Annotated in this window: 14 protein-coding genes; 6 read left to right on the forward strand and 8 right to left on the reverse strand. The window is 30.7% G+C overall.

Annotation, left to right across the window (positions count from 1 at the left end; genetic code table 11):
• Positions 1 to 23 precede the first annotated feature (23 nt).
• The 8 genes from ULVI_RS09170 to ULVI_RS09210 form a co-directional block, all read right to left on the reverse strand.
• Positions 24 to 278: a hypothetical protein gene (locus ULVI_RS09170; RefSeq protein WP_068592033.1), complete on the reverse strand. Its 255-nt coding sequence runs from the start codon at positions 276 to 278 to the stop codon at positions 24 to 26.
• Between the two features lie 184 nt (positions 279 to 462).
• Positions 463 to 744: a hypothetical protein gene (locus ULVI_RS15575; protein ID WP_197463497.1), complete on the reverse strand. Its 282-nt coding sequence runs from the start codon at positions 742 to 744 to the stop codon at positions 463 to 465.
• A 179-nt stretch (positions 745 to 923) separates the two neighbouring features.
• On the reverse strand, positions 924 to 1,562 hold the full coding sequence (locus ULVI_RS09180) for a hypothetical protein (RefSeq protein ID WP_068592037.1): 639 nt from the start codon (positions 1,560 to 1,562) through the stop codon (positions 924 to 926).
• 92 nt (positions 1,563 to 1,654) lie between these two features.
• Complete coding sequence (gene tssD, locus ULVI_RS09185) at positions 1,655 to 2,050, reverse strand: type VI secretion system tube protein TssD (protein ID WP_068592039.1); 396 nt, start codon at positions 2,048 to 2,050, stop codon at positions 1,655 to 1,657.
• A 100-nt stretch (positions 2,051 to 2,150) separates the two neighbouring features.
• Positions 2,151 to 2,537 carry a type VI secretion system tube protein TssD gene (gene tssD / locus ULVI_RS09190; protein WP_068592041.1) on the reverse strand — a complete coding sequence of 129 codons (387 nt, stop codon included), beginning with the start codon at positions 2,535 to 2,537 and terminating at the stop codon, positions 2,151 to 2,153.
• A gap of 903 nt (positions 2,538 to 3,440) precedes the next feature.
• Complete coding sequence (locus ULVI_RS09200) at positions 3,441 to 4,316, reverse strand: TssN family type VI secretion system protein (protein ID WP_068592045.1); 876 nt, start codon at positions 4,314 to 4,316, stop codon at positions 3,441 to 3,443.
• Between the two features lie 6 nt (positions 4,317 to 4,322).
• Positions 4,323 to 5,240, reverse strand: coding sequence for a hypothetical protein (locus ULVI_RS09205; RefSeq protein WP_068592047.1), 918 nt, complete (start codon positions 5,238 to 5,240; stop codon positions 4,323 to 4,325).
• A 21-nt stretch (positions 5,241 to 5,261) separates the two neighbouring features.
• The gene (locus ULVI_RS09210; protein ID WP_068592049.1) at positions 5,262 to 6,257 is read right to left on the reverse strand and encodes an NlpC/P60 family protein; all 996 of its coding nucleotides are present in this window, start codon (positions 6,255 to 6,257) and stop codon (positions 5,262 to 5,264) included.
• Between the two features lie 248 nt (positions 6,258 to 6,505).
• On the opposite strand from ULVI_RS09210, the gene ULVI_RS09215 reads away from it, so the two are divergent.
• From ULVI_RS09215 to ULVI_RS09240, 6 genes are read left to right on the forward strand one after another with little or no spacing between them, the layout of a single operon-like run.
• Positions 6,506 to 6,937: a GPW/gp25 family protein gene (locus ULVI_RS09215; protein ID WP_068592051.1), complete on the forward strand. Its 432-nt coding sequence runs from the start codon at positions 6,506 to 6,508 to the stop codon at positions 6,935 to 6,937.
• A gap of 5 nt (positions 6,938 to 6,942) precedes the next feature.
• The gene (locus ULVI_RS09220; protein ID WP_068592053.1) at positions 6,943 to 8,781 is read left to right on the forward strand and encodes a type VI secretion system baseplate subunit TssF; all 1,839 of its coding nucleotides are present in this window, start codon (positions 6,943 to 6,945) and stop codon (positions 8,779 to 8,781) included.
• Positions 8,782 to 8,833: 52 nt separating this feature from the next.
• Positions 8,834 to 9,838, forward strand: a complete 1,005-nt coding sequence (locus ULVI_RS09225; RefSeq protein WP_068592055.1) for a PKD domain-containing protein — start codon at positions 8,834 to 8,836, stop codon at positions 9,836 to 9,838.
• Between the two features lie 11 nt (positions 9,839 to 9,849).
• Entirely contained in the window at positions 9,850 to 11,007 is a 1,158-nt protein-coding gene (locus tag ULVI_RS09230; protein WP_068592057.1) for a hypothetical protein, read from the forward strand.
• A gap of 28 nt (positions 11,008 to 11,035) precedes the next feature.
• Positions 11,036 to 11,542 (forward strand): type VI secretion system transmembrane protein TssO, encoded by a 507-nt coding sequence (locus tag ULVI_RS09235; RefSeq protein WP_068592059.1) that lies wholly within the window; start codon positions 11,036 to 11,038, stop codon positions 11,540 to 11,542.
• Between the two features lie 2 nt (positions 11,543 to 11,544).
• Positions 11,545 to 12,306, forward strand: coding sequence for a hypothetical protein (locus ULVI_RS09240; RefSeq protein ID WP_068592061.1), 762 nt, complete (start codon positions 11,545 to 11,547; stop codon positions 12,304 to 12,306).
• Positions 12,307 to 12,310: the final 4 nt, after the last annotated feature.

Consider the following 12,310-nt stretch of genomic DNA (forward strand, 5'->3'; position numbering starts at 1 on the left):
TTCGTTAAAGGTCTGTGTTTTGTTTAAAATTTTGTGCTTCTATCATATTTATAGCTGTCTACAAGAATCCATTTTTCATTTTTAAGTTCATACCAAACCTCTATGTAATCGCCTTCTTTCTCTTCCCATTTTACATCTCTCATTGGGATACGTTGTTTGAGCTGCTCTTCAGAATAAACATTTCTTAACCCTACGGCAGAGCCATGAGGAATTCTATCATTTAAAAAATATTCTTCGTCTGTAATGGTAGTCTTACATGTTTTTTTTTGCTCGATCATAAGTTAGTTTCGAGAGTATTTCGAACGTTAAAGAGTCTACATTGTAGTGATATAAATTCTTTGGTTTTAAAGTTAAATTATTTGGACTGTTAACAGAATGTCTATTTTCATTATCACACCCTATAACTATAAATGTTATTATAAAAAAGCACGTTAGTATACATATTTTTTCTATTAAAATGCGTTAATTATATATTGTTGATTTTGAAAATTTCAATGCATGAATTGGCTTCCAAACATTTTCTATTTCTTGGTACCAGACGTCAATATAATCGCCGTCTTTTCCTTCCCAACTTACAAATTTGATGGGAATTGGAAGCTTTTGTTGTTCTTCAGAAAAAATTCTACGTAAACCTGAAGAAGTTCCACCTAGGTAAACCTCGTTTAATATAAATTCTCTATTGATGATAGTAGTTCTACAAGTTTTAATTGCTTTAGGATACGGTAACTGTTTTAATATTTTCATTGTTAATGAGTCTACATTACAATGATAAATGGAATCCGTATAGATTATATCATTTTCCTTATTTAAATTGAATGTATTTTCCTTTTTTTTACACGAATTAAATAAGACCATAGAAAATATAATAATCCGACACATTCCTAAATCTACTTTCCAACCCGTATAATTATTTCTTCTGTGTTTCAAGTCTTAAATATTGGAATAAACTTTACTTTGTAAATAATTGAGTCTATATACTTTTCAAGATTGTGTAGATACCTATATCGTAACTCGTTACCAATATTCATTAAACCATGAACATCGTGCACGTATGTGCTAATTTCTCTACCCCCATATTTTGGATGATATTCGTCGTCATTAAATATGATATGACCAAATTCATGTTTAATTGTATTTTGGAATACATTGGTTTCAAATGAGTTGTAATTTAGGTCGTGATAATCTAGATTAAGTGTTTTTTTATCAAAATTAATATATGAGTCAAAACGATTAAGTGATTTCGTTTTTATAATTGACGCTGTCCAATGTGGATTACTGGTGACCCATTCAATATCAAACTCTAAATTAAACGTAGTCCCATTATAGGAGTAAAATGGGTGGCTCTTTTCTTTAACTGAAACAATCATATCGAATTGATTTCCCCATTGTTGCCATATAATAGTATCTGCTTTGCGATGCCATTCTTTTTTCTCAGCATAGGTCCATAGCGAAGTTCCAGGTTCATTTTTCCAGATATATTTCCATTTCGACCTAACTACGATAGTTTTTCGAGCAGGTTCGATGTAAATATCGAAGAAGTCTGTTTTTTTACTGTAATTCATTTGGGGTGCTAGATAGAGGAATAAAATATACCAATAGAAAACATGCGATTAAATATGATTTAATCGTAATTCTATAAAATAAATTTAACGGTTTATACCTTTGAAGGCCAGTCGTTTCTGAACACTGTATCTTTAACAGAAACTTCTTTTGCTGATAATAAAATACGGGTTTTTAATGGTTGACTGTCAATTGAATTGAAATCTTCATTGTATTTTAAACAGTATGCATCTGAGAATTCTACAGTTTTAAGACTGGACATATGATCTCTTTTGAAAAAAGTAATTTTTCCTTTTTTAGTCATATTTGGGGAAATCATCCATTCTAGAAAATCTGTTTTATTGGTAGATTCTATAAGAACACTAATTTGTCCTCCACGAGGTTTTTGAGATGGTCTTCCTGTATAATCTGATCCTTGTTCAAAACCAAAGGAACATTCCAATACATTCATCTCATCATCATCTATATTGAGTTTAGCTAGAAACGACATAATAAGTAAGAATAAAATTGTTGAAAATAGGTTTGATACTAAAAAAGGGAGTGCATAATTGTACACTCCCTTTTATTAGAATTTATTAAGATGAAGTGTATTACACCCAATCGTTAATATGCTCACCATTACCAATGCTAATAGATTTAGCAGAAATAACAAATGACTCAGACATAGGGTTTTTACCTGTAGCATCAAAATTTTCTAGATACTTAACCATGTATCCTTCTGTAAATTTTAATTCTTTAGAGGTAGCATCAGTATCTCTTTTAAGGAATACGATAGATCCGTCTCTTCTTTCGAAATTGTTGAACATCCAGTCAGACAAACTAACATCTGCTGTTGACTCTACAGTTATCTTAATCTTACCACCTCTAGTGATAGAAGAAGGACGTCCTGTAGCGTCTGTTTCTTGGTGTAACTCATAAGAACAACTTAATACGTTGTACTCTTTTCCACTTACTTTAAGTTTTGACTTAAATGACATAATGTAAAAATTTTAATTAATAAAAAATTAGATATATAATAGATATTTATAAAAATATATACCGTAAAGTTAAGTAGTTCATTTCTAAAAAACAAATAGAATTTTAGCGGCTAGAAACTTGTAGATCTATTTTTTGTAGTTAAAAGAAATTTTTACGCTGATAATCCTATAATTTGCTAACTCTTTCAAAAAAGAAAAATAAAGATTAACATTTTTTTTAGTTTTTATCAATGGTTGATATGTAGTGAATTAGAGTTTTTTAGGTAAGTTATTTTTAACTTTGAATAAAATAATCACTTTGTATTATATCTATTTTAAACTACTAATTATGATTACTCATAGCTTTTCTAATTGCGATAGTCTAAATTGCTTAGAAATGTATATGAACGTGAAAGGTGATGATGACAATGACGAGGGATATTCCTTTTATTCTAAAAAATAGAGAATCAAAATAGTACATATGAGATTCTTCAGAATACGTTTTAAACTAGGTATTACAAAAAGAGTATATCAGTAAAACTAGTTAAAGAATGTATTGTTCAAAAAAATTATAAACGATTTACCATCTATTAGTGGAGAGACTTTTGAATTTTTATATATAAATGGTTTTAAACAAAGTCAAGTTTCAAAAATTCTAAGCACATGTCTTGAAAATGTAAAAGTGAGATTAAAAAGAGCTAAAGATGCTTTGAAAATGAGATTTAGTGAACGTTATAAAACGAATTTGATCAAATAGAAGGCTTTCTGGGGAAGAAGATAGCATTATATGTGATTTTTTATAATGCTGCAGTAGTAGCCAGTTGAGAAAATTAGAGAAATGAGGTGCTAATATGCGCCAGTGTATAAGTAAAACTTAAATTTTAATTTAACAGCCTATTGATAAGTTGTAATAGGTAAAGCGAATTAATCGATTATTCGTTGACATACAATTACATTATCTTCTCTAATATTATTTCCCGCAATTGTCTTTGCAAAATTAATATGACGTATCCCGCTCCACCACTTAGGCTTTACATAGAATATCCAGCCTTGAGGTTGTTGTGAGTTCGCATCGAGAAACGCTATTTTGCTTTCAGGATGTCTTTCATTATAATCATTAATGAAGAAATAAAAGAGTTTTCCAAACTCCATTGCTTCTGGAGCTTTCACTCTAAAATTAGTAATGTCACTTAACTCTTCTTTCTTTTGAAACTCGAAACTTATCACCAAAGGGTTTTCTAATTCTTTACTAGTTGGATCTTTAATGTTTTCATTTAGCGGATATAGCCATTTTTTGTAAACAGGAATAGGAATTAAGGTAGCAAATTCATAAAATTTATATACCATAATAGGAATGATGAAACAAAATCCTGCAGCTAAAAAAGTAAAACTCAGCAAAGGTCGAAAGTATCCTACTACATTAAAAAATGCAAATAGGCCGATACAAGCAAAAGCTATCGTAAATAGAAATTCAGAAAAATAATCTGATTTCTTTTTTGAAAGATCCTCGAAATATTTACGCATTATGTAAATGTGTAGTATCCCTAAGAGAAGAAAAATAAATTGAAACCCAAAAAAACTATTTAAAGGAGTGTCATTAAGTACTTTGCTTGAACTTAGTAGACCGGTTAAGGCAAATGTTAATAGAATAAATAAAACGTACAAGATTGCCCGTTTCTTATTTTTAGTGAACATCTTTCTAATAGATGTCATTAAAAGCATCAGAATCGATCCAACGACCAGAAACAAAATACTAAGTTTAAGAATATTACCGTTTGTTAAGTTTGTTATTGACCCCATTATTTGTCAAATTCGTGTTGAAATTCCCATTAGCGGTTCATTATCAACATCAATTAAAAATCCATTTTTATTTATAGCTTTAAAGGAAGTTTTAACTTTGAACTCTAAAGGTATAAAAAAGTCGTAAAAAATTTCAATAAATTTTAAAACACCATTTTTTTCTATATACGCAGGAATTTTTTCGTTGTCTATTGGTCCAATTTCTGCTTCAATTACCGGTTGTAAAACTTCAGTTTGTTCACTATGAAGAATCATATTGACACCTAAGTTAGGGGATTCGGTTTTAAAGCGTTCTTCTTTTTCAAAAATATTTTCATATGTTTTTTTAAAAACAACTTTTTCATTTAGTATTCTTTCCAGACACAGCTTTGTTAACTCCAAATCTCCTGCAATTTGGTAACTGTAAGGTAAAAGCTTAACGAGTTTAAGAAGGTATTCTCGAGGAATATTTTTATCAATCTTCCAAAAATTGATAAGAAAATCTTCTTTTAATGTATAAAAATCATTAAGAAGGCTTCTTTCATTCTTTTCTATTTGAAGCCGTTGAAAAAACAATTCATTTTCAATCGGGGAGAAGAGCGATCTAGCTTCTTTCTCTTGATCTTTATAAAGTTTTCTTTTACCTGCAAATGATGTCGCTTTTTTATTAAGTGATTCACTATGAAAAAGACCTTCTGGTAGTAGATCGTATAATCCATTACGCGAAAGGTTCAATCTTAGTTTTCGACTTTCATTATCTATATTTTCAATGCCGATAATGTCACGACGATACGGTCTATTAAACGTGCTATTATTATTTATAAGAACATCTTCAATAGAAAGTTGGGTTTTCTCTTGAAGTTCGGCAACAATAATTTCCGCTTTCAGGTTTTGAAAGACGGAAAGTAACTCCGAATAAACTTTTTCAAAATCATCTTCATTCATTCTCTTTAGATGTTCAGAATGCTATTCATTATTTATTCTTTTTCCACCAGCTAAGAATCTATTTGCCCAATTCGAGTCTGTAAGATCACTTATTTTTACACCACTACTACCAGATTTTCCAATGCGAGCGGTAGCGTGAACGAATTTATTATTTCTTAAATAAACCCCTACATGATTTACTGATTCACGATTTTTACCGAAAAAAATAAGATCTCCTTCTTCTAAAAATTGTCTTCCTGTAAACTCATCGGTATATTTTGAATTGAACTGTTTTTGAGCGGTACGCTCTATATATAGATCATATACTTTTGTGAAAAGTCTTTGGGTAAACGAAGAGCAATCTATCCCTTCCTTGTTCGCACCACCCATAACGTATGGGGTTCCAGTCCAATCTTCAATAAATTTATATAATTCAATATTTATAATGCTTGAAGGTTCTACTCCTAAAATTGCAGCATATTTAACTTGTACTGGATCAACATCTGGTACGATTGGGATTTCTTGAACAGAAGTGTTTTCAATAGGATCGTACGAAATAACAACGTCACCACTTTTGTTTTCCAGCTTTTTTCTTTCTTTCGCAAGTCTCTTTAGTTCGTCTTCTTTTTCTTTACGAACATTTTCAATCATTTCTTCACGCTCTTTAGCTAATTTTTTAGCTTCTTTTTCGCGTTCTTTCTTAAGTTTTCTACGACGTTTACTTTCTTCTCTTGTGACTTCTAGCTCAATTTTGTCAGTGACAATTCGTTTCCCGCTTTCTACAGTAATTATAAAATACTTTGTTTCATATCCTTCCTTAGACACGGTAACAATTTGCTCTCCTACTGGGATGTCTTCGAAAAAAGAAAATTCTCCAACTTCATTTGTTTTTTGTGCAAGAGCTGTTCCTTCAATTACGACTATTGCATTCATAATTTCCACGGTGGTCTCTTCTTCTAATACAACCCCTGTGAAATTCTGAGATATAGCCAAAAAAGGAGTAAAGATAAAAAGTAAAATATTGAAGAGGAATTTCATAACATAAATGGGTTTTACTACAAATCTAAGAAAATTTTTCTTTCAAAGTAACTAAATAAGGAGGCCAAAAAAACATTAAATTTTAATATCCGATAAATAATTCGTTATAATGCAAAATAAATCTACAAAGGGGCTTTCAAATAAAACTGTTAAGCTATTTTTTATATGTAATTTGCAAATGGAAATATAAATTAAATTAAATCAAATTATAGTAAAGGGCTTAATTTTTCTAAAATTGCAGTTTTATTATGAGTAAAAAATACTATTCACTGCCTTTAAAAGCGAGCGACTTTATCTCTAATAAAGAGCATAAAACATGTAATATTAACGAGTCTATAGCACACCATATTCATCTTATCACAACGTCATATTTTGGAGAATGTACTTTCGATGATACCTTTGGATGTAGCATTTGGGAAATTGATTTTGATAATTTAAAAACTACGAATAAATTAAGGGGGTTAATCAAAGAATCTTTAGTAGATTCTCTAGTGCGACATGAACGCAGATTGGCAAAGATTCAAGTAAAAGTTAGTATTAAACAGGAAGAGATTTTTATTCGAAAAGGGGATAATATCATAAAAAAAAGAGTTGATATTAATGTTATAGGTAAAGTAAAAAAAACTAATGAAGATTTTTCTTATGTTGAATACTTCTACATTGGGCCATTATCGTATTAAAATTTATGAAACAAGAAAGTAAAGAGCATATTAAAAATAGGATGATTAAGAAAGCAGCGTCTTTATGGGGCGTCGCTCCCAATGAGATAGAAATGTCTTTTGATCCTATTGTATCCTTGCTTATCTCTGCATGCGCCTCAGAAATCGAAAAAATTTCGGGTGATATAAGTGAATCACAAATGAGAGTTACAGAAAAGCTTATTCAGCTTATGACTCCAGAAACGGTCTACGGACCAAAACCTGCACATGCAATTTTATATACAGAACCCTCAACACAAACTACCAAGATTAAACCGGAATATTTATTCTATTTTAAAAAGAAAGTAACCTTTAAAAATACTTCGGTAAAATTTAAAAATTTATACTTTTCTCCTTCACAAGAGTTTAAATTAGTAGACGCTAAGGTGACGCATCTAGCGACGGGTAATATGATTTCTAGTATTAATGCTCAAAAGCAAACAGAGGTTTTATATCGAGATTCAAAAAAATCGATTTTGCCAGATGCGACGCTTTATTTAGGTGTTTCAAGCAAAACGACCGATCTATCTATGGAAGATGTTTCGGTATATTTTGAATTACGTGATGTTGAAGATCGTGAACTATTTTATCACCACCTACGTAATGCTATTTGGTTTGCTGGGGAGACTCCTTTAGATACTGTACCCGGATTTTATAATAAAAATGAAGAACGACGTCTAGATCTTGATGCTATTTTTGAAGATATTTCAAACAAAACAAATAATATTTCTAAGCAAACAAACAACAACTATAAAAAGCATTACGTCACATTAAAATCTAAAGAGGCAGCTTCAATACCAGCCAATACATCGTATGCAGAATTAGATTCGTGGATTCAAGAAAAGAAAATTAAAATTGAAGATAACATATGTTGGATTAAAGTAGTTTTTCCGACGATTATAAATAATTCTTCTTTAGAAAATATTTTTTGTTCCTTAAATACATTTCCGGCTATCAATAGAGAATTGAATGAGTTTTCATATCAAATGAAACAGTATATCCATATTGTTCCTGTAAAAACAGAAGATTTATTTCTAGATATGAAAACTATAGAGAATACCGATGGAAAAAAGTATCGCGTTCGGAGTAAGAACAATTTAAGTGAAGAAAAAGGCTCATTCGTAATACGTAATAATAATATTGGAAAACTAGACCATCGAAAAGCAAGGGAGTATCTTGTAAACCTTATAGAATTACTTAAGGATGAAAGCGCTTCATTTTCGTTTTTTAATAACGATTTTCTTCAAAGTAATTTAAAAGGTCTTAATCAATTAATATCTTTATTAGAGAAAAAGGTTTCTGAAACTTCAACCCAAGTAACCGAGACTAATTATGTTGTGTTAAAGCCTTTCAAAAAGAAAGAACATTTGCTTTTGGAATATTGGACGACTAACGGAAGCTTAGCAAATGGAATTAAATCTGGAAGTCCTTTAGAAATTTATAAAGGAATCGATATTAAACAAAAAAGCAGCTTATTAATCACTCCTAGCTATGGGGGAAAAGATGAGTTAAGCATGGAGGAGCGATTAAATTCTTATCGACGTTCTATACTATCTAGAGATCGAATAGTAACTAAAGAAGATGTGAAAGCAATATGTTATGAAATGTACGGAGATAAAATCACTTCTGTACAAGTTCAAAAAGGATTTACGAAAGCTATTGGTCTTACAAAAGGAATGATTCAATGTATAGAAATAATCTTACAGCCTAACGCATCGAATGTTACTACTACCGAAGAATGGGGAGCTATTCAAGCCAATTTATTGCTATATTTAGAAAATAACTCTATTAATGTATTCCCATATAAAATAAAAATATTAAATTAAAAGGTTAAATAATTACCTTTAAATAGAACGTATCATATTAAAAAAGTGACAAATGGAAAAGAAAGCAAAAATGACACAACACATTGATAAGAATGTGATCTATTTATTTTTAGCCGCATTCTTAATCTCAGCGAGTACTTTGGCATATCGTTATATTAAGATGGCTCCATGCGATGAAGTTGTATTTACATCTGTAGCAAAAGAGTATAGAGCTGGGGAACTTATTAAATTTATAGATAAAACTGAAGGAGCTAAATTTTGGGAATGGAAGTTTGATGATAGTACCAGAGTATCGACCGAAAAAGAACCGTTGCATATTTTTAAAGAACCAGGCGAGTATACGGTCACTTTAATGGTAAACGACCTTTGTATTAAAAAAGAAGTTATTACTATTAAGGAAAAGAAAGAAGTTATCGACCCTTCAAAATTACCCGTATTCGAAGTGCCTAATAGCATAGTGCTTGGAGAACCTTTAAAAGTCATAGACAAGACCAATAATGCTTCTACATGGGAATGGCGTTTTGGAGAAACAGTAAGAGTAGATGCCGATACAAAACAAGCAGAATATATTTATAAAGAGCCAGGCTTAAAAACTATTTCTTTGGTAGTAAACGGAGATTTAAAACATATAACAAGAAAAAAGATAAATGTACTACCTATTGAATCTGATGAGGAACCTATAACACAAATTTCTATACCAGATAAACCAAAAGGATGGAGTATCAAGCACAGTCCTTTAGAAAAGAATATTAAAGAAGCTCCATCTACTGTAGAGCCTACAAAACCTAAAACGGTTCCATATATTAGCGAAAAGGAATTTACGCGTAGAATGATAATGGTTTCAGATGAAGAAATGGATGTAAAACAATTTACAGAGTATTTTTGTGGTGACATTAATAAACCCGTAATCTCGAATGGGAAAAACACGACATTTTTGGTGCTGTGTGAAAAAATAAGAGGAAGAAAAATTAAAATTAAAAAATTGGACTTATATCGAGATAAAGGATCGAATTGTATTAAAAATTTAATTATCGATTACAGAAAAAGTCTCTTTTAAAATTAGGAAGTATGAAAGGCGGAAATAAAAAGCATAGGGTTAATTGGGTCGATGGAATGAAAATCAATAAGAATCACTTCATCGAAATGGAGAATTCTTTGGTACATATTGTTGCAAACTCTGAAGTAAAAAATTTAACTCCAGTTAATTTTGGCTTGCTTCCTGAATTAAAAGATAATGAACCATCTATAGATGTTAGTGTTTCACTTGATGGAACTGACAGTATTGAAGTAGTTCTACACGCTTGCAGAGCTGTAACTCTAGGAGGATTTCAAATAGATATTTCTAAAGAAACCTCTGCTTTAATGGAGCAATCGGGATATATATTGAAACACCAGTATGATATTAATAAGGAAGAAACAGCGTGGTTTGTAGTCGTATCGGTAAATCCTTATAAGCGTATTCCAGTAGGAGAGGCAAATCCTAATGAAGAACCCCCCAGACACCCATTTGTATTTTCTGAATACAAACTCGATGTGTTGCCGCAAAGCGAAACGTCTAAAAAAGAACTAGGGTTGTATTATGTGACTTTAGGAAAAATTATCTTAGAAGATGGTGTTCCGGTATTGGAAGAAGACTTTATTCCTCCATGTCGATCTATTCAAAGTCATCCAGATTTAAAATTCACGTATACAGAAATAGGTGCTTTTTTAAATCAGATGGAAGCCTATTCAATGCACATCATTCAAAAAATTTATCAGAAAAAACAAACAAACGATTTAGCACATATGGCCTTACACCTGTCGCAACAGGTTTTGTATTATTTAAGCCAAGCTATTTCTGAATTTAGATTTAAAGATAAGTACGAGCCACCAATCGCTATGATATCTAAATTAGTTAATCTTGCGAGGGTTATAAAAAGTAGTTTAGATGTATATGTTGGTACTGGGAAAGAAGATTTTCTTAATTATTTAACCGACTGGTGTGATTTAAACCAAGGAGCTTTCGAGAATGTTCTTGTTGAGATGATCGATGTAGAATATGTACATACAGACATTAATGCTGCTTTGTATAAAGTATCATCTTTTACTAGATTAATGCTTTCGTTATTTAAGCAATTAAATGATTTGGATTATATTGGTAAAAAGAGTGGTTCTAATATATTTGTAAAAGAAAAGGTCGTAGAAGAAAGTGAAGTTAAAAATAGAAGAAGCTTTCTTTTAGATTAAATATAACCGTTACTAAATAAAATTTAAGATGAAACCTAAAAATAGTAAAGAGAGAAAATCTGGTTTTTTAAAATTCCTTTTGCTTTTTTTTGTCACTACAGGGACAATCGTCGGAGCAGTATATTTTAATTTTAAAGTTCCCACTCGTGAGAATGATCTTTTAAAAGAACAAGCTAAATTAATTGATAAAGAAGTAGAATTTCAGAATGAATTTTCTGAAAAAATGGCTAATGTAAAAAACTTATTAGATTCATTATCGGTGCCAGGGACGAATACACGTTATATTAACTCTTTAATTGGTAAAGAATTGGTCGATCTTCAGAAAACAATTCCTACAAAAGATGATACGTATCGGTATGATATGTATACACAAATTGTAACACTTTACACAGAATTACAAGATTCAAAAGAAAAACTTGATGAGTTAAAAGATTCTGAAGGCACTATTGCTGAATACAAAGAAGCACTTGAAAAATGTAGAGATGATCTTAAAACAGCAGAACGCGAACTTTACGTGGCACGAAACTCAAGATAATTTTGAAAAAAAACATAGCTAAGAAAACCTCACTGGTTTCATTTGGTAGGTCTCTGTTGCTTTTAGCAACATTGTCGTTGCTATTTAATTCAAACTACACTAACGCTCAAGAGGAAAAGGGCTATTATAATTGGTTCGATGCAGTAACTGGAATAGATAATACTGGTCTTTTTAATGGTGTAGAGTATATAGAAAATTACCGCACTATAAATAACAAACATCCATTTTTAGATTCTCCCGATTTTTTACAAGGAACTTTAACTTATAGTGGACAGACATACTATAATCAAGCACTAAAATATCATGTTTACGATGATTTGTTAGTAATAAAATTAGAAAACAGGGGAAAAACAGCCATTTTTCAGCTCATTTCCGATAAGGTTGACAGGTTCTCTCTTAATGGACGGTCATTCGTACATGTTAAAGATGCTTCAGAAGAGTTGCTGTCTGGTTTTTTTGAAATTCAGAACGAGAAAAATGAAAAAGTACTTTTAAAAAAACATCGTAGAAAGAAAAAAAGTCGCCTCGACAAAACGAGTACTTATTATGAGTTTAGTAAAGAGGATGGATACTACTTACTTAAAAGTAATGATGTCTTTTACAGTTTTAATTCAAAAAAAGAGCTTCATGAATTATTTCCGGAAGCAAAAAAAGAAATTAATAGCTTTTATAACGAAAAACGTGCGCTTCAAAAAAAAGATAGAGAAGCGTTTGTAAATTCAATTTTTTTGAAACTTAGCTCAATACCAATTAATAGTATTTAAAAGT

The organism is Cochleicola gelatinilyticus (assembly GCF_001637325.1).
GTDB lineage: Bacteria > Bacteroidota > Bacteroidia > Flavobacteriales > Flavobacteriaceae > Cochleicola > Cochleicola gelatinilyticus.